At 72.1% G+C, this 17,327-nt stretch carries 16 protein-coding genes and 1 riboswitch; of the genes, 9 read left to right on the forward strand and 7 right to left on the reverse strand.

Annotated elements, in window-relative coordinates:
* Nucleotides 1-24: 24 nt before the first annotated feature.
* Both helR and HALOF300_RS15100 read left to right on the forward strand, forming a co-directional pair.
* Nucleotides 25-2,223, forward strand: a complete 2,199-nt coding sequence (gene helR, locus HALOF300_RS15095) for an RNA polymerase recycling motor ATPase HelR (protein ID WP_156741757.1) — start codon at nt 25-27, stop codon at nt 2,221-2,223.
* Nucleotides 2,224-2,278: 55 nt separating this feature from the next.
* The gene (locus HALOF300_RS15100) at nt 2,279-3,550 is read left to right on the forward strand and encodes a cell division protein PerM (protein ID WP_156741758.1); all 1,272 of its coding nucleotides are present in this window, start codon (nt 2,279-2,281) and stop codon (nt 3,548-3,550) included.
* Nucleotides 3,551-3,565: 15 nt separating this feature from the next.
* Here HALOF300_RS15100 and HALOF300_RS15105 read toward each other — a convergent pair whose 3' ends face one another.
* Complete coding sequence (locus tag HALOF300_RS15105) at nt 3,566-4,093, reverse strand: UbiA prenyltransferase family protein (protein WP_156741759.1); 528 nt, start codon at nt 4,091-4,093, stop codon at nt 3,566-3,568.
* Between the two features lie 104 nt (nt 4,094-4,197).
* Here HALOF300_RS15105 and purN point away from each other — a divergent pair, with 104 nt between their 5' ends.
* Nucleotides 4,198-4,857: a phosphoribosylglycinamide formyltransferase gene (gene purN, locus HALOF300_RS15110; protein ID WP_156741760.1), complete on the forward strand. Its 660-nt coding sequence runs from the start codon at nt 4,198-4,200 to the stop codon at nt 4,855-4,857.
* Between the two features lie 30 nt (nt 4,858-4,887).
* Here purN and HALOF300_RS15115 read toward each other — a convergent pair whose 3' ends face one another.
* On the reverse strand, nt 4,888-5,427 hold the full coding sequence (locus HALOF300_RS15115; protein WP_156741761.1) for a GNAT family N-acetyltransferase: 540 nt from the start codon (nt 5,425-5,427) through the stop codon (nt 4,888-4,890).
* A 13-nt stretch (nt 5,428-5,440) separates the two neighbouring features.
* Nucleotides 5,441-5,614, reverse strand: coding sequence for a hypothetical protein (locus HALOF300_RS15120; protein WP_156741762.1), 174 nt, complete (start codon nt 5,612-5,614; stop codon nt 5,441-5,443).
* 129 nt (nt 5,615-5,743) lie between these two features.
* A riboswitch (ZMP/ZTP riboswitch) is annotated at nt 5,744-5,836 on the forward strand.
* Nucleotides 5,837-5,910: 74 nt separating this feature from the next.
* Here HALOF300_RS15120 and purH point away from each other — a divergent pair.
* Nucleotides 5,911-7,497, forward strand: a complete 1,587-nt coding sequence (gene purH / locus HALOF300_RS15125; RefSeq protein WP_156741763.1) for a bifunctional phosphoribosylaminoimidazolecarboxamide formyltransferase/IMP cyclohydrolase — start codon at nt 5,911-5,913, stop codon at nt 7,495-7,497.
* A 33-nt stretch (nt 7,498-7,530) separates the two neighbouring features.
* On the opposite strand, the gene HALOF300_RS15130 is transcribed toward purH, so the two are convergent.
* Nucleotides 7,531-8,775: an NAD(P)/FAD-dependent oxidoreductase gene (locus HALOF300_RS15130; protein WP_231955421.1), complete on the reverse strand. Its 1,245-nt coding sequence runs from the start codon at nt 8,773-8,775 to the stop codon at nt 7,531-7,533.
* Between the two features lie 68 nt (nt 8,776-8,843).
* Between HALOF300_RS15130 and HALOF300_RS15135 the strand changes: the two genes are divergently transcribed.
* Nucleotides 8,844-9,419 (forward strand): GNAT family N-acetyltransferase, encoded by a 576-nt coding sequence (locus tag HALOF300_RS15135; RefSeq protein ID WP_156741764.1) that lies wholly within the window; start codon nt 8,844-8,846, stop codon nt 9,417-9,419.
* An 11-nt stretch (nt 9,420-9,430) separates the two neighbouring features.
* Here HALOF300_RS15135 and HALOF300_RS15140 read toward each other — a convergent pair whose 3' ends face one another.
* Nucleotides 9,431-9,751, reverse strand: coding sequence for a Uma2 family endonuclease (locus HALOF300_RS15140; protein ID WP_156741765.1), 321 nt, complete (start codon nt 9,749-9,751; stop codon nt 9,431-9,433).
* Nucleotides 9,752-9,805: 54 nt separating this feature from the next.
* Here HALOF300_RS15140 and HALOF300_RS15145 point away from each other — a divergent pair, with 54 nt between their 5' ends.
* A complete protein-coding gene (locus tag HALOF300_RS15145) occupies nt 9,806-10,114 on the forward strand; it encodes a DUF3017 domain-containing protein (RefSeq protein ID WP_156741766.1) in 309 nt (102 codons plus the stop codon).
* 96 nt (nt 10,115-10,210) lie between these two features.
* Here the strand turns inward: HALOF300_RS15145 and HALOF300_RS15150 are convergent, their stop codons facing one another.
* The gene (locus HALOF300_RS15150) at nt 10,211-11,302 is read right to left on the reverse strand and encodes an MIP/aquaporin family protein (RefSeq protein WP_156741767.1); all 1,092 of its coding nucleotides are present in this window, start codon (nt 11,300-11,302) and stop codon (nt 10,211-10,213) included.
* 253 nt (nt 11,303-11,555) lie between these two features.
* On the opposite strand from HALOF300_RS15150, the gene HALOF300_RS15155 reads away from it, so the two are divergent.
* Entirely contained in the window at nt 11,556-12,542 is a 987-nt protein-coding gene (locus HALOF300_RS15155; protein ID WP_156741768.1) for a malate dehydrogenase, read from the forward strand.
* Nucleotides 12,543-12,634: 92 nt separating this feature from the next.
* Here the strand turns inward: HALOF300_RS15155 and HALOF300_RS15160 are convergent, their stop codons facing one another.
* Nucleotides 12,635-13,216: an HdeD family acid-resistance protein gene (locus tag HALOF300_RS15160; RefSeq protein ID WP_197522589.1), complete on the reverse strand. Its 582-nt coding sequence runs from the start codon at nt 13,214-13,216 to the stop codon at nt 12,635-12,637.
* 172 nt (nt 13,217-13,388) lie between these two features.
* Here HALOF300_RS15160 and HALOF300_RS15165 point away from each other — a divergent pair, with 172 nt between their 5' ends.
* Together HALOF300_RS15165 and HALOF300_RS27545 are read left to right on the forward strand one after the other, a co-directional pair.
* Nucleotides 13,389-16,445, forward strand: a complete 3,057-nt coding sequence (locus tag HALOF300_RS15165; protein ID WP_156741770.1) for an alpha-mannosidase — start codon at nt 13,389-13,391, stop codon at nt 16,443-16,445.
* A 109-nt stretch (nt 16,446-16,554) separates the two neighbouring features.
* Nucleotides 16,555-17,202: a hypothetical protein gene (locus HALOF300_RS27545; protein ID WP_156741771.1), complete on the forward strand. Its 648-nt coding sequence runs from the start codon at nt 16,555-16,557 to the stop codon at nt 17,200-17,202.
* Nucleotides 17,203-17,327: the final 125 nt, after the last annotated feature.

Here is a 17,327-nt window from a genome sequence, read left to right on the forward strand (position 1 = left end):
CAACCTCAGATTGGAGTGACGGGCATGAATCCCTTGCGAACCAGCGCCTTCGACCTTCCCGACCGCCTCAGCGCGAAAGCCGACGAGGCCCTCATCGGTGCCGACGAACGACACTTCGCAGCGATCGAGGCGACCCTCGCCGAACAGATCGCAGAGCTCTCCGACCGGCTCGACGTCGCCCGGCGGTCCCCGGGTCGCAGCGGCCAGGCCGCCCTCGAGCGGGACCAGGAGATCCACCGGCTCACGGCCCGGCTGCGTCTGCTCCGGCGGTTCGGGCTCGACCTGTGCCTCGGGCGCATGGTCGCCATCGACGGCCCGGCCGGCCCGGCCGGCTCGGCCACCACCCCCGTATACGTGGGCCGGCTCGGACTCACCGACGGCGACGGCCGGCGCCTGCTGGTCGACTGGCGCTCACCGGCCGCCGAACCGTTCTTCGGCGCCACCCACGCCAACCCGATGGGCCTGACCAGCCGTCGCCGCTACCGCTGGACGGGCGGCTGGATCACCGACTACTGGGACGAGGTCTTCACCAGCGACGGCAGTGCAGGCATCGAAGGGCTCGACGGCAATCCCGCCCTCGATGACCAGTCCGCCTTCATCGCGAGCCTGGGCAGCAGCCGATCGCCCCGGATGCGGGACGTGCTCGGCACCATCGCGGCCGACCAGGACGCGATCATCCGGGCCGGATCGGACGGCGCCCTCGTCGTCGACGGCGGTCCCGGCACCGGCAAGACGGTGGTCGCCCTGCACCGCACCGCCTATCTGCTCTACTCCGACCCCCGGCTCGGCCACCGACGCGGTGGCGTGCTCTTCGTCGGCCCCCACCAGCCCTACCTCGCCTACGTGTCCGACGTCCTGCCGAGCCTCGGCGAGGAGGGCGTGCAGACCGCCACGATCCGCGACCTGGTGCCCGAAGGGCCCGCGGCGCGCGCCGAGACGGACCCGGACGTCGCCGGCCTGAAGTCGTCGGCCGAGATGGTCGGCGCGATTGAGCGGGCCGTCGCGTTCTACGAGCAGCCCCCGGCCGATGCCGTGGTGGTGAACACCGAATGGGCCGACTTCCGGGTGAGCCCGGACGCCTGGGCGGAGGCGTTCGCCGCGCGCGATGAGACCACGCCGCACAACGAGGCCCGCGAGGACATCTTCGAGGAACTGCTCAACATCCTGCTCGACTCCTACGACGGTGAGGAGGACGTCGAGGCAGTGCGCACCGCGCTGCGCCGTAGCGCCGACCTGCGCGGCGCCCTGACCAGTGCCTGGCCCACACTCGAGGCGACGGACATCGTCGGCGACCTCTGGTCCGTCCCCGCGTACCTGCGCCTGAGCGCCCCGTGGCTGAGCAGGGACGAGATCCGGAGCCTGCAGCGCGACGAGCCTCAGGCGTGGACCGAGGCAGACCTCCCGCTCCTGGACGCTGCCCGCCTGCGCCTCGGGGACCCGGCGGCCTCGCGCCGCCGCCGCCTGCGCGAGGCGGCGCTTGCCGAGCAACGCGCGCACATGGACGACGTCGTCGAGGACCTCATCGCCACCGACGACAGCGAGATGGGCGTCATGCAGATGCTGCGAGTGGACGACATGCGCGACAAGCTCGTCGACTCCAGTGCCGTGGGTACCGACGTGGTCGCCGATCCGCTCGCTGGGCCGTTCGCGCACATCGTCGTGGACGAGGCACAGGAACTGACCGATGCACAGTGGCAGATGTTGCTGCTGCGGTGCCCCTCCCGCAGTTTCACCGTGGTCGGGGACCGGGCCCAGGCCCGGCACGGCTTCACCGAGTCCTGGCGGGAGCGCCTGGACCGGATCGGGCTCGACCGGATGCACCTGGCCTCGCTGACCATCAACTACCGCACGCCCGAGGAGGTCATGAGGCAGGCCGAACCGGTGATCCGCGCGGTACTCCCGGACGCGAACGTGCCGACCTCGATCCGCAGCACCGGCACGCCCGTGCGACACGGCGACATAGGTGAGCTCGAGGAGATCCTGGACGGCTGGCTCGCCGACCATGCCGAGGGGATCGCCTGCGTGATCGGAACCGGGCCGATCGGCCGACCCGGCCGGGACCGGGTCCGGGCGCTGCCCCCGGAGCTGGCGAAGGGCCTCGAGTTCGACCTCGTGGTCCTCATCGACCCGGAGTCGTTCGGCACCGGGATCGAGGGTGCGGTCGACCGCTACGTGGCGATGACACGCGCCACCCAGGAACTCGTGATCCTCACGAGTTCCTGACTCACCCGCGCGCCGAACGGCCTCCGCGGGCCGATCCGGGTGACCATGGGAGGCGATGAGTACCACCACCCGCCCGCCGACGATCCCACCGCGCGTCATCGAGCATGAGGCCTATGGCAGCGGCGGTCGCCCGACGTTCCGGCTGCCGGAGCACTCCGTGCGCGGGCTGCTCGCGGGCGCGGAGGCCGTGTTGTTCGGATGGTTGGTGCTCGTGATCCCGGCCGTGGCCGCGTACGTGGCGACGGCCGCGGCGCCGGCGCTCGGTGAGGCCGGCTGGTTGGAGGCGGCCCGGGTGGGCACCGCGGTGTGGCTGCTCGGCCACGGGGCGTTGCTCTCCGCCGGCGGCCTGCAGATCAGTCTGGTCCCGATCGGGGTCACTGCGCTGTCGGTGTTCCTGGTGTCGGCCGCGGTGCGCCGCGCCCAGCTCACCGGGTGGGCGGCGCTGCTGATCGCGTCGGCGACGTATGTCGCCGTCACCGGTCTGCTCGTCGCGTTCGCGGGGGTCGACGGCGGAGCCCGGGCTCTCGCCGGTGCGCTCGCGGTGGCCGTGGCCGGGTCGCTGCTCGGTCAGCGCGGCCGGTACCCGCGGCTGCCCGACGCCGTGACCCGGCTCGCCGAGGCGGTCCCGGACTGGTTCGTCCTGGGGCTGCGGGCCGGCGTGCGGATTCTGGTGGCCCTGGCGGTCCTGTCGCTGGCAGCCGTCGTGGCCGCGGTCGTCGTCTCGTTCGACCGGATCCTCGAGCTCCAGGCGGGTCTGCACACCGACGGGGTGAGCACCGTGATCGCCGTGTTCGCGCAGTTGCTGCTCGTGCCGACGCTGATGATGTGGGCGCTCGCGTACCTGGCCGGCCCGGGGTTCTCGGTGGGGGAGGGGACGGCGTTCGCCCCGACCGGCATAGACGCCGGGCCGCTCCCGGTGGTGCCGGTGCTCGGCTCGCTGCCAGAGCCCGGCAGCCTCCTCGGCGAGCTCGGCCTCGTGGTCGTGTTCGGGGTGCTCGTGGGCGCGGCCGTCGGGTGGTGGCTGCACCGGGCCGCCGCGGAGGAGGATCTACCCCGCTCGTTCGCCGCGGTCGTGGTGGCCGTGGCGCTGGCCGCCGCCGTCGTGGCCGTCGCGGTCGGTGCCGGCTCGGGCGGGATCGGGCCCGGCCGGATGGCGGTCGTCGGGGCCGACGCCGTCGTGGTGGCCGTCGCCGTCGGTTGGCAGGTGCTGCTCGGAGCGGCAGTGGTGGTGGTCCTCGCACACCCGACCACGGCCGGCGCCTTCCGTGCCCTGCGCGGTGTGGTGCGGTCCTGGTGGGGCGAGGTCCGCCCCGACGAGCGGTCCTGACCGCCCGCGAAGTCCTCAGCCGCCGGATCCGTCGGTGCCGTAGCGCTCGGCCACCGCCTCGCTGAACTGCTGTTCGCACCGGTCCTGGGCCGCGATCGTCAGCGCCGAGTCGAGACATTGCTGGCGTTCCACCTGGGCCGGCCACAGCGAGAGCAGTGTGACCGAGGAGAACAGCATCAGCGCGGACAGCACCATGCCGCCGGTGAGGAACACCGAGATCATGCCGCGCACGCCGGCCCGCCGGATCCGGCCAAGGGTGCGCAGGCCCACCACGATGGCGCCGGCAGCGAACACCGGGGCCGCCACCTGCCACGGGATCGGCAGTCCTGACGTGAGCACTGCGGCGAGCAGCAGCAGGCCGAAGAACATGACCGAGCGGCTGATCTCGATGAGCTGTTCGGGTGTCGGTGCCGGCCGGGGCGGCTCGGCCCCTCGATCCGTCCCGATGCGGGCAGCCGACGGTAGGCCGGGTGGTCGTGCGCTGTGCCGATCCGGGTCCGGTTTCGGCCGCGACGGGTCCGGCGGGGCATAGGGATTGCTCATCCGACCCTCCTCCGGCGTCCAGCGGCCACGACCAGTGTCCATTCTCCCAGATCACGGGCCCGCGCTCGCCACCCCCACATCCGCACGGACTACAGTCGGACGCTGTGTCCACTCCCACGCCCGCCCACGCCGGATCAGACGTTCACGCAGGCCGTGGCCCCACCCGGGTCGTGGTCCTCATCTCCGGCGGCGGGTCGAACCTCGCCGCGCTGCTCGAGGCGGCGGCCGACCCGGGCTACGGCGCGACCGTCGTGGCCGTCGGTGCGGACCGCCCCGGTTGCGCCGGGCTCGACATCGCCAGGGCAGCGGGCATCCCGACGTTCGTCGAGCGCCTTGGCGACCACCCCGATCGGGACACCTGGGACGCGGCCCTGACCCACGCCGTCGCCGAGCATGCACCCGACCTGGTGATCTCCGCGGGTTTCCTGAAGCTCGTCGGCGCCCGGTTCCTCGCCGAGTTCGGCGGACGGTACCTGAACACGCACAACGCCCTGCTGCCCGCGTTCCCGGGCATCCACGGCCCGCGGGAGGCGCTTGCCTACGGGGTGAAGCTGGCCGGAGCGACGCTGTTCGTCGTCGATGAGGGCGTGGACACCGGCGTGATCATCGCCCAGTGCGCGGTCCCAGTGCTCGATGACGATACCGAGGAGTCCCTGACCGAGCGGATCAAGGTCGCCGAGCGCGTCCAGCTCGTGGAGTACACCGGACGGCTGGCGCGCCACCCGTGGCGGGTCGAGGGCCGACGCTTCGTCATCGACGGCTGACGCCGGCTTCGACGGCCGACGCCGGCCGCCTCAGGTGGGCGCGAGCAGTGCGGGGCCGCCGGAGCCGATCGGCCGAGTGAGCACGTCGGTCGGCTGGTTCGGATCGCCCAGCCAGTCGATGTGCTTCCACCAGCGGAATCCGACCTTGTCCGCGACTCGACGCGAGGCCGCGTTCCGGGGATCGATCAGGCAGAGCAGCTCGCCATCGGCGATCCGATCGGCGCTGGCGAGCAACGCCGTCGTCGCCTCGGTGGCGTACCCGCGGCCGCGCGCCTCGGGCACGAACCGCCAGCCCCACTCGAGCCGGTCGAGTCCGTCGACCACGGCCGTGCCGACGCCGGTGTAGCCGACGATCGCGCCCGTCGCCCGCTCGATCACCGGTTGCTTGGCGTACGGGACGGCGTCGACCAGGAGCAGCATCCCGTCGAAGCGCGCGTTGGCGGACACCGCGTCGTGCACGCCGTCGGAGAAGACGGTGAACGCCTCGTCGGTGAACATCGCGACGAAGCGGTCGCGATCAACCTCGACCGGATGCCGGATCGTGAGGCGGTCGGTCTCGATCGTCGACATGAACTGCAGCGGACTACGGCCCGTAACCGCCGTTCATCGTCCGGCCCCGCAACGCGATGCGGGGGTGGACATGGGCCTGGTTCCTCGCGATCGTGTCGGTCGGCTCGCTCGGAGCGAACATCTCGGCGACGAAGCCGCGGATGGCCCGCCACGCCCGCACGTACCACGCTGATGGGGTCTTCGACATGTCCGTACTCCTTCGTCCGGCCAACCTTCGAATGAGTCTTGACCAAGACTTTACCAGGGAGCGGCCGGCTCGCGACAGGGATCGGCGACCGACCCACCCGGGCGAGCCGCCGCCGTCGGGCGCTAGACTGGCCGCGGTCGTGACTGGCGTCAGAGGTGGAGCACCACCTGGGAGCGGCCGAAGGATCGAATCTGTAGCGCACCGATCGCCTGGGTGCCGCGGTGGTGCACATCATCGTCGAGCGACCCGTCGCAGGGTCGCGCCATTCGGACCATTCGAACCAGGAGTTCACGCCCATGACCGATCTCATTCCTCTGCGCCGCGCCCTCGTCTCGGTCTACGACAAGGCCGGCCTGCCCGAACTGGCGACCGCGCTGCACGCCGCCGGTGTCGCGCTCGTCTCCACCGGCTCCACCGCCGGCGTGATCGAGGGCGCCGGGGTCCCGGTGACGCGGGTCGAGGACCTGACCGGCTTCCCCGAGTGCCTCGAGGGCCGCGTCAAGACACTGCACCCGCGGGTGCACGCCGGGATCCTCGCCGACCGGCGCAAGGCCGACCACGTCCAGCAGCTTGCCGACCTCGAGATCGAGCCGTTCGACCTGGTCATCGTGAACCTGTACCCGTTCACGGAGACCGTCGCCTCCGGCGCCAGCCCGGACGAGTGCATCGAGCAGATCGACATCGGCGGTCCGTCCATGGTGCGCGCCGCCGCGAAGAACCACCCGAGCGTCGCTGTGGTGGTGGACCCGGCCCGCTACGACGAGGTCATCGCCGCCGCGCAGGGCGGTGGGTTCAGCCTTGCCCAGCGGCAGCGCCTCGCCGCGGACGCGTTCCGCCACACCGCCACCTACGACGTGCACGTCGCGTCCTGGATCGGCAACGTCGTGGCCCCGGACGACGAGGGCTCCGGTTTCCCCGGCTGGGTCGGCGCCACGTGGGACCGCACCGCGGTGCTGCGCTACGGGGAGAACCCGCACCAGCGCGCCGCGCTGTACACCGACGGGTTCGGTGAGCCCGGCCTCGCCGGCGCGACGCAGCTGCACGGCAAGGAGATGAGCTACAACAACTACGTGGACGCCGATGCCGCGTGGCGTGCCGCCCACGACCACGGCGACGCCCCGACCGTCGCGATCATCAAGCACGCCAACCCGTGCGGAATCGCCGTCGGTACCGACATCGCCGACGCCCACGCCAAGGCGCACGCGTGCGACCCGGTCTCCGCGTACGGCGGCGTGATCGCCTCGAACCAGGTCATCACCGAGGCGATGGCGAACCAGGTCAAGGACGTCTTCACCGAGGTCGTGCTGGCGCCGGGATACGACGATGCGGCCCTGGAGATCCTGACCCGGAAGAAGAACATCCGTCTGCTCACGGTGGCCTCCGCGCCCTCCGGCGGCGGCCTGCGGGACATCTCCGGCGGCATGCTGCTGCAGAACGCGGACCTCATCGACGCCGACGGCGACGCCCCGGCCAACTGGACCCTGGCGACCGGCGAAGCGGCCGACGATGCCACCCTCGCGGACCTGGAGTTCGCGTGGCGCTCGGTACGGGCCGTGAAGTCCAACGCCATCCTGCTCGCGAACGCCGGCGCGTCCGTCGGCATCGGCATGGGCCAGGTGAACCGAGTCGACTCCTGCCGCCTCGCCGTCGAGCGTGCGAACGCCGACCTCGACGGGGCCGGCGGAGCGGATCGAGCACGCGGCGCGGTGGCCGCCTCGGACGCGTTCTTCCCGTTCGCCGACGGTCTGCAGGTACTCCTCGACGCCGGCGTGCGCGCCGTGGTCCAGCCCGGCGGATCGGTGCGCGACGAGGAGGTCGTCGCTGCGGCCAAGACCGCCGGCGTCACCCTCTACCTCACCGGCACCCGGCACTTCGCCCACTGATCGCGGGCCTCGGGCGGCGCGTTCGTCGGGGTGTCAGGGCACGACGGCGGAGCGCAGCTTGGTGGTCGGGTCCGCCGCGAGCACGGGGTCGAGCCGGGCCAGGTCGGTGCCGCTGAGCAGTCTGCGGACGGCGGCCACCTCGCGGGGGGCGTCGGCGATGACCGCGCCGACGAGGGCGTCATCCTCCAGCGCCAGGGTGGTCCACGGGCCAGCGTCGACGTCACCGCGGTCGAGGAGGCGCACGGGCGCACCGTCCGTGCCGTGGAGGCGCCCGAACACGGTCAGGTGGTGCCCGAGCTGCGTCGAGTACACGTACGGTGCGGGCTCCGGCGTCCCGTCGTCGTCGATGCCGAGCAGGGCGCGCGCCAGCGGCGCGGGGTCGCTCAGGGCGGCGGACCAGTGCCCGCCGGGTACCCGGCCGAGGGTGGGGTGCGGCCGGGCCGCCACGTCCCCGACCGCCCACACCCCGGGCGTGGCCGAGGCGCCGCCCGCGTCGACGCGCAGGTGCCCGGAGGCCTCCCGGGTCACGGCATTCCCGAGCCATTCGGTGGCCGGGCGTGCACCGATGGCGCACAGCACCACGTCCGCGGCGAACGCGCGGCCATCGGCGAGGTGCACGCCGTCGGCCTCCACCCGGGCGACGGTGGCGTCGGTGTGCAGGTCCACCCCGGCCTCGGCGTACCACGCGGTGGTACGTCTGCCCAGGTCGGGACCCAGCTGGCGGCCCAGGGGAGTGGGCCCCGCCTCGAGCACGGTCACCGCGGCGCCCGCGGCCGCGGCGACGCCGGCCACCTCGGCACCGATCCACCCGGCGCCGACCACGACGAGCCGCGCGCCGGGCGTGATCGTGGCCCGCAGCGCGTCGGCGTCGCTCGCGCCGTGCAGGACCAGGGCGTGATCCCAGCCATGCGGACGCAGCGGCCTGGACCCGGTGGCCACCACCACGGCGTCCGCGGCGAGATCGGCGCCGTCGGACAGGTGTACGACCGGCCCGTCGCCGGTACGGCTCAGCCCGGCGGCCGGCGCAGCCAGGCGAATCTCGTCAGCGAGGGAGCTCAGGTCGTAGCCGAGGTCGTCCGCCAGCCACAGCGGGCTGGTGCGGGTGAGGAGCTCCTTGGACAGCGGCGGGCGGTCGTAGGGGGGCATGCCCTCGTTCCCCAGGAGCATCAGGTGCCCGGCGTAACCCTGCGCGCGCAACTCGGCGACGGTGCGGAGCCCCGCCAGCCCGGCACCCACAACCACGATCCGGTTCGGCCGCCGGCCGGTGGTGTGACTCACGCACCCCACGGTACCGCCGCCGTCCGCGGCTCAGCGCGAGTGTCCGCTCCTGGTGGCACGATCGACCGATGGCGATCGAGATCCGTCCCGCGGCATCCTTCGACGACGTCCGGACGCTGGTCGGCCCCAAGCGGCCCGACGCCAACGTCTGCTGGTGTCTGAGCTACCGGATCCCGTCGAAGGAGAACCTCGCGCTGGCCGGCCCCGCGCGTGGTGAGCGAGTTGCGCAGCTCGTGCGGCAGGACCCGGCGCCCGGGGTTCTCGCCTACGACGACGGCAGCGACGTCGTCGGATGGGCCGCGGTCCATCCGCGAGCGGACACGAGTTTCGCCCGCAACCGCAGGATCCCGCACGTCGACGACGTGGACGTGTGGTCCGTGTGGTGCATCCGGGTCCGGCCCGGGTACCGCGGGCGGGGGATCTCGCACGACCTGCTCCGCGGCGCCGTGGAGTTCGCCCGCGGCCACGGCGCACCGGCGATCGAGGGCTACCCGGTGGACAACGACGGGAAGAAGGTGGACCTCACGATGGCGTACGTCGGCACCCGCGCGCTCTTCGAGCAGGCCGGCTTCGTGAAGGCCGCGGACACGACGTCGGTGCTCAACGGGTTCCCGCGCGTGCTCATGCGGCTTGATCTGCGCTGACCGGTCGCGGGTCAGGGAGCCGGCCGGACGAGGTCCGCCGGGACCACGTCGACGACGAACGGCCGGTGAAGTACCGCGCGCTCGTCGCCGGCCACGTCCGCGCTGGTGACATAGCCGCCGTCGACCAGGTCGAGCGCGACGAGCGACGGCGCCCTCGGGTCGATGATCCAGTACGACTGCACCCCGCAGTCCTCGTACTTCGAGCGCTTGAGCACCAGGTCCTTGCGCCGGATGGACGGCGAGAGCACCTCGACCGCCAGGGCGCGCGGCGCGGTGACGTTCATCTCGCCGACGTCATCGTTGCCCACGTCGCGGTCGGGCGTTGTCCACATGCTGCTCCTCCCGCCAGCGACGGTGTTCGAGGGCTGGCGGGTACGCTCGGATCTGTGACAGTTCCGACGAGCGCGCCGGCCGACGTGCCGATCCCGGCGCAGCCACGCAGCCACGCCGTGATGTGGGTGGCGCTGCTCGCGATGGTCCTGATCGTGGCGTCGTCGTTCCTGATCGGCGCGCGAGCGGCGTCCGTCATGTTCGCCGCCGAGCTCGTGGTGCTGGCGTTCGTCCGTGCCGTCGCGCCCCGGCCCGGTCCCTACGGCATCTCGGCACGCTCGCGCGGCTTCGACGTGGTGTTCCTGGTGGTCACGGGCCTGGCGATGGCCGTGTTCGCCGTCACCGCGCCGGGTGGGGCCATCTGACCTGACACCCACGCGCGGCGTGCCGGCCCGACGCCGGACGCACGCTCCGTGGTGCGTGCGTCCGGCGTCCGGCCTCTAGTCCGGCGGTCAGAGCGATCAGGGGCGAGTGGTGCCCTCGGGCGCCTGCGCCCCGTCGTCGCCGTCGTGCTCGTCCTCGGTGTCGTCGGCCTGGTCGGCCTCGGCCTCGGCCTCGTCCTCGTCCTCGTCGACCTCGGTCCAGTTGACGACCTCGTCGGCGCCATCGGTCGTCTCCTCGAGGGTGACCGACGCGGCGCCGTGCGTGACCGCCTCCTCATCGGTGTTGTCGACCTCGTCGTATTCCTCGTCGTCGTCCTCGTCCTCGTAGTCCTCGTCGTCGTACTCGGCGACTGGCAGGGGCTCGGGCGCGAACACCGTGAACAGCAGCGCGGTGATGGCCCCGCCGAGCAGCGGTGCCACCCAGAACAGCCACACCTGACCGAGTGCCCAGCTCTCGGAGAAGACCGCGATCGCGGTGGCGCGGGCGGGGTTCATCGCGCCGCCGGCCACGAACGCAGTGGCCACCGAGAGCACACCGTAGAAGAGGCCGGTCACGATCGCCGCCGAGTAGCCCGGGCGTGCGGACGAGGCGCGCCTGGTGGCGGCCAGTGCGACCGCGACGAACAGGGCGGTGGCGACGACCTCGACGATCAGGACCTGCAGCATCGTGGTGCTGATCGCCCCGGTGGAGGCGCGGGCGAAGGTCGAGTTCTCGCCGAAGCCGCTCGCGGACTGTGCGAACAGGGCCCGCACCGAGCTGAGCTGCAACTGCGTGGGCAGTTCGGCGGGAGTCGTGATGAACAGCAACGCGGCGGCGGCGACGCCACCGGCGACCTGTGCCACCCAGTAAGGCAGGAGCGCTGACCAGGACAGACGGCCCGTGATCGCGGCTCCGAGAGACAGCGCGGGGTTGAAGTGGCCGCCCGAGATGTACACGAACATGGACATCGCGGCCATCAGTGCCACGCCCCAGGCGAGCGCCTCGGCCACCTGGTCGGCGTTGAAGAGGATCCCCCCGTAGACCGCGAGGCCGAGGCCGAGGAACACGAGGATGAAGGTGCCGACGAACTCGGCACCAAGGCGTTCGCCCAGCGAGCGGGGCCGCTGCGAGACGTACACGTCGTCCGCCTCGTCGTGGTCGGTGTCGTCAACGATCGTGGTGCTGGTCATGGGTATCCCGTCGAGAGAGGGCGTGATCGGGGCCTAGCCTCTCACCCCGGGCTGGGAGTCCGCTGAACGTGGAGGCTGACGGCGCCCGGTATCTCGATGTCGAGTAATCTGGTGGCGCATGCCGGCCGCCCGCTCCGTTGCGGGTCGGCGCGACCGGTGGCAGACCGCCCAGGAGTTCCCCGACGCGCTCGCGCTCTTCCTCGAACGCCTCACCCCGCACTCCTGGTCACCAGACCAAGACAGGAGTTCGACCATGACTCAGCCCGTCAACGTGACGGTCACGGGGGCCGCCGGCCAGATCGGCTATGCCCTGTTGTTCCGCATCGCCTCCGGGCAGCTGCTCGGCCCGGACACTCCGGTGAAGCTGCGCCTGCTGGAGATCCCGCAGGGGGTCAAGGCTGCCGAGGGCACCGCGATGGAGCTGGACGACTGTGCGTTCGACCTGCTCGCCGGCATCGACATCTTCGATGACCCGACGGCGGGCTTCGAGGGAGCCAACGTGGCGCTGCTCGTGGGCGCGCGCCCGCGCGGCCCCGGCATGGAGCGCGGCGACCTGCTCGAGGCGAACGGTGGCATCTTCGGGCCGCAGGGCAAGGCCCTGAACGCGGGCGCGGCGGATGACATCCGCGTCCTCGTCGTCGGCAACCCGGCGAACACCAACGCCCTCATCGCGCAGGCGAATGCCCCGGACATCCCGGCGGAGCGGTTCACCGCGATGACCCGCCTGGACCACAACCGGGCGCTGAGCCAGCTCGCCGCGAAGACCGGCGCCGCCGTCAGCGATATCAGGAACCTGACGATCTGGGGCAACCACTCCGCGACCCAGTACCCGGACATCTTCCACGCGCAGATCGGCGGCCGCCCGGCCACCGAGGTCGTGGACGACCAGGCCTGGCTCGAGGACACGTTCATCCCGACCGTCGCCAAGCGCGGCGCCGCGATCATCGAGGCGCGCGGTGCGTCCTCCGCAGCCTCCGCGGCGAACGCCGCCATCGACCACGTCCACGACTGGGTCAACGGCACCCCCGCGGGCTCCTGGACCTCCGCCGCGATCCCCTCGGACGGCTCCTATGGCGTCCCCGAGGGCCTGATCTCCTCGTTCCCGGTGACCTCCGCCGGCGGCGCCTGGGAGATCGTCCAGGGTCTGGACGTCAACGAGTTCTCCCGCGCCAGGATCGACGCCTCGGTGGCCGAGCTCACGGAGGAGCGCGACGCCGTCAAGGGGCTGGGGCTGATCTGAGCGTGGCCTGACCCGCGGAACGCCCGACGGTGCCCGCCCACCTCGCGGGTGGACGGGCGCCGTCGTCCTTGCTGCTGGACGGGCGTCCTGCGCTACGGGGCGGGTGTCTCGACCGAGCGGCCGACGGCGCGCACGCTCAGGCCGATCATCACCAGCACGATGCCGGCGAGCAGGGCATAGATGCCGAGCAGGATCCCGAAGGTGGTGGCGGCGACGTCCGGGGCGGCCACCAGGAAGATGCCGAACGCCAGGGTGATCACGCCGAGGGCGAGCCCGAGCGTCCACGCCGCCCCGAGGCTCTTGCGGCCACGCACCGCTGAGATGACCAGGATCAGCCCGCCGATGATGGCCCAGACACCGGCGACGATGAGCAGGATCGTGGCCCCCACGTCCGGCTGCACGATGAGGAACACGCCGGCGACCGCGCCGAGGATCCCGAAGAAGATCTCGGAGCCGGCTCCGGGCGTACCCCGGGTGCGGATGCCGTGGACGATCGCCAGGACGCCGTCGACGGCCCAGAAGATGCCCAGCAGCAGGACGAACGCGGTCAGGACCTTGTCCGGCCAGACCAGGGCGAGGATCCCGAAGACGATCGCGACGGCCCCGCGCAGCGCCAGGTAGTACCAGGCCCCCTTGGCGAGGTTGGAGACGAGATTGGTTGGCGACTCGGACACGTTTGCTCCTGCTCTCTCCCCCTGGCGGAAGGTGACGTAGGCCATTGATACCACCGGTGCCCGCCCAGCGGTCTGTGCCACGCGGCGGTACGGGCATGTATGGGCACAGCGCAGAGCGGACTACGGTTGTCGGTGGTCACGTCCGCCCCCGACATCGGAGTCAGAATCCGCCGTGCATGACACCACCGCCCGCACCGAGCACCGCCTTCGCCGCTTCGTCGCCGAACGCCTCGAGACCGCCGGCTACCGCTCCCGTACCCCGCTGACCGTCACCGCCTGGGAGGTCCCGGACGAACCGGTGCCGTTCGCCGAGGCGCTCAGCCAGACCTACACCCCGTTCGAGATCGGCAGCGCGTGGGGCCGGCCGTGGAGCACGGTCTGGTTCCACCTGCGCGGGCAGGTGCCCGAGCAGTGGACGCAGGATCTCTTCGCCCACGGCGCCGGTGCCGTCCGGCTGGAACTGCTGGTCGATCTGGGCTTCTCCGGCGCCGGCCCCGGCTTCCAGACCGAGGGGGCGATCTGGTCCCCCGACGGGGTGCTCCTCAAGGGCCTCGAGCCCCGCAACCACTACCTGCCCCTGGACGTGGCGCCAGGGGACTGGGTGGACCTCTACGTCGAGGCGGCCGCGAACCCGGACGTGCCGAACGGGCAGTGGATCAAGCCCACCCCGATGGGGGACAAGGCCACCGCCGGCACCGATCCCATCTACGAGTTGCGGGCCGCGGACCTGGCGCTGCTGGACGTCGACGTCTGGGAACTGACCCAGGACGTCGAGGCGCTGCAGGGCCTGATGCTCGAGCTGCCGGCCACCTCACCCCGGCGCGCGCAGATCCTGCGGGCGCTGGAGGACATGCTCGACGCCGTCGACCCCGAGGACCTGGCCGGTACGGCAGCGATCGGCCGTGAGCGACTGGTCGACGTGCTGGCCGCACCGGCGAACGCGAGCGCGCACCGGTTGCACGCCGTCGGGCATGCGCACATCGACTCGGCCTGGCTGTGGCCGGTCCGGGAGACCGTGCGCAAGTGCGCCCGCACCTTCTCGAACGTGCTGAACCTGATGGACGCCGACCCGGACGTGACGTTCGCGTGCTCCTCGGCGCAGCAGTACGCGTGGATGAAGGAGTTCTACCCCGAGCTGTACGGCCGGATCGCCGAGCGGGTCCGCGAGGGCCGGTTCATCCCGGTCGGCGGGATGTGGGTCGAGTCGGACACCAACATGCCCGGCGGTGAGGCGCTGGCCCGCCAGTTCGTGGCCGGCACCCAGTTCTTCATCGACGAGTTCGGGGTGGAGCCCAAAGAGGTCTGGCTGCCGGACTCCTTCGGCTACACCGCGGCCCTGCCGCAGATCGCACGCGCGAGCGGCAAGGAGTTCCTGCTCACCCAGAAGATCTCCTGGAACGACACGAATCGTTTCCCGCACCACACCTTCGAATGGGCCGGCACCGACGGCACCCGGATCTTCACCCACTTCCCGCCCGTGGACACCTACAACTCCATGATCAACGGCGCGGAACTGGCCAAGGCGCAGCGCCAGTACGCCGAGAAGGGCCGGGCGAACTCCTCGCTGCTGCCCTACGGCTACGGCGACGGCGGCGGCGGACCCACCCGCGAGATGCTCGCCGCGGCCCGGCGCACCGCGGACCTGGAAGGCTCGCCGAAGGTGACGCTGTCCACCCCGGAGGCCTTCTTCACGCAGGCCCGCGCGGAGTACGCCGACCCGCCCACCTGGACCGGCGAGATGTACCTCGAGTACCACCGCGGCACCTACACCTCGCAGCACCGCACGAAGGCCGGCAACCGGCGCAGCGAGCACCTGCTCCGCGAGGCGGAGCTGTGGGCCACGGCGGCCACGGTGCGAACCGGGGCCGACTATCCGGCCGATGCCCTGCGGCGGATCTGGCGCCTGGTCCTGCTGCAGCAGTTCCACGACATCCTGCCCGGCTCGTCGATCGCCTGGGTGCACCGCGAGGCGGAGCGCAACTACGCCCTGGTCGAGGCCGAGCTCGAGGCCCTGATCGGCACTGCCCTCGGTCACCTGGCCGGCTCCGGCGACGATCGGATCGCCCTGAACGCCGGGCCGTTCCCGCGGGCCGGTGTGCCGGCCCTCGGCGGTGCGGCGGTAGGTGACTCGGTGGGGCCCGCCGGCGCCACCATCGAGCCCGACGGCGAGGGCTGGGTCCTGCGTGACGCCCACCTTCGGGTGGTCGTGGACCCGCGCGGCCTGGTCACCTCGCTGCGTGACCTCACCGCCGACCGCGAGGTGGTGCCCGCCGGGATGGCCGCGAACCTGCTCCAGGTGCACCGGGACATCCCGAACGAGTGGGACGCCTGGGACATCGACGCCCACTACCGCCACGTGGTGCGCGACCTCGACACCGCGGAGGAGATCGTCGCCGAGCCCGACGGCGATGGCGCGACGACCGCCCGACTGGTGATCCGCCGTCGGTTCGGTTCCTCGACCATCACCCAGCGGCTCGCGCTGATCGATGGCTCCCTGGAGATCACCACCGAGGTCGACTGGCACGAGCGCCAGAAGCTGCTGAAACTCGCGTTCCCGATCGACGTCCAGGCCGAGCGGGCCACCTCCGAGATCCAGTTCGGGCACATCCACCGGCCCACCGCGACGAACACCTCCTGGGACGCGGCCCGGTTCGAGACCGTCGCACACCGCTGGGTGCACGTCGGTGAGGCCGGCTACGGGGTCGCCGTCGCGAACGACCAGACGTACGGCCATGACATCCGCGCCGACCTCGACCCGGCCGGCCGTCCGATCACCGTGGTCCGGCAGTCGCTGCTGCGCGCCCCGCTGTTCCCCGATCCGGATGCGGACCAGGGCGAGCACGTGCTGCGCTCGAGCATCCGCCCGGGCGCGGGCATCGCCGATTCCGTGCGCGAGGGGTACCGGATGAACCTGCCCGTGCGCACCGTCACCGGCTCCGGCGCCCTCGTCGCGCCCCTGGTGCGCACCGACAACGACGCCGTGGTCATCGAGGCCGTCAAGCTCGCGGAGGACGGCAGCGGGGACGTCATCGTGCGCCTGTACGAGTCCCTCGGCGGCCGCGCCCGGGCAGCAATCACGGCGGACTTCGCGGTGACGTCGGTCACCGAGACCGACCTGCTCGAACGCCCCCGCGGGGACGGGTCCGGCGTGCTCACGCAGACCGCCGACGGAAGCGTCACGGTCGATCTCCGGCCGTTCCAGATCTGCACGCTCCGGTTCGCCAGGTGAGCGGCCTTCGGGTGCGCGTGGTCACCGACGCGGCGTGGGCACCGAGATGGGCATCGGTCCCCATGGACACTGACCGGCGTGGCCCCGCGGTTGCCCTAGGCTGCTCCGCATGAGCCAACGATTCAACGCCCCGCCGGGGTGGCAGGTCCCGCCGAACTTCACCCCGCCCGAGGGCTGGCAGCCGGACCCGGCGTGGCCGCCGGCGCCGGCGGGCTGGAACTACTGGGTCGACGATGCCGCGGGCTCGGCCGCCGGCATGACCGGGCAGAACCCGGGCTACGGTGCGCCCCTCGGGCAGAACCCGGCCTACGGCCCCGGCTCGAGCCCGGCCTACGGTCCCGGCTCGTCCGCGCCCGCGGGTGCCTCGCCCTACGGAGCCTCCGGGACGGCCTCCGCGGCGTTGGCCCAGGAGGAGGTCAAGAAGGCTCGCAACTCCGCACTGATCGGCTTCGGCATTCTCGCCGCCGCGGTGCTGGTGTTCGCCATCAGCTTCGGGATTGCGGCGAGCAGTTCGACCGGGGGCCGGTACTACTTCCCGTGGTACTTCATGCTGGCCGGCCTGATCGTCGGAATCCGCGGGCTCGTGGCCTACAACAAGGCCAAGAAGGCCGCGTCGTTCACGGCTGGCGGCAACTTCGACCCGACCGCGTACTCCGGTTCGGCCGGCAGCGTGACCCCGCCCGGCGTCACCCCGCCCGGCGGCTACCCGGCGCCCGGTTCCGACTCCGGCCCGCGCCCGGGCGAGTACCGCCCGTAGACGGCGAGTCCTACCCGCGGCGGCGACCGACCGCCGTCGACGATGGCTCAACAGTGACGAACGCCCCGCCGAACCGGCGGGGCGTTCGTGCTGTACCCGCTGAGCCGCAGCCACCCTGGAGCGGG

The sequence above is a fragment of the Occultella aeris genome, assembly GCF_902703175.1.
GTDB classification, from domain to species: domain Bacteria; phylum Actinomycetota; class Actinomycetes; order Actinomycetales; family Beutenbergiaceae; genus Occultella; species Occultella aeris.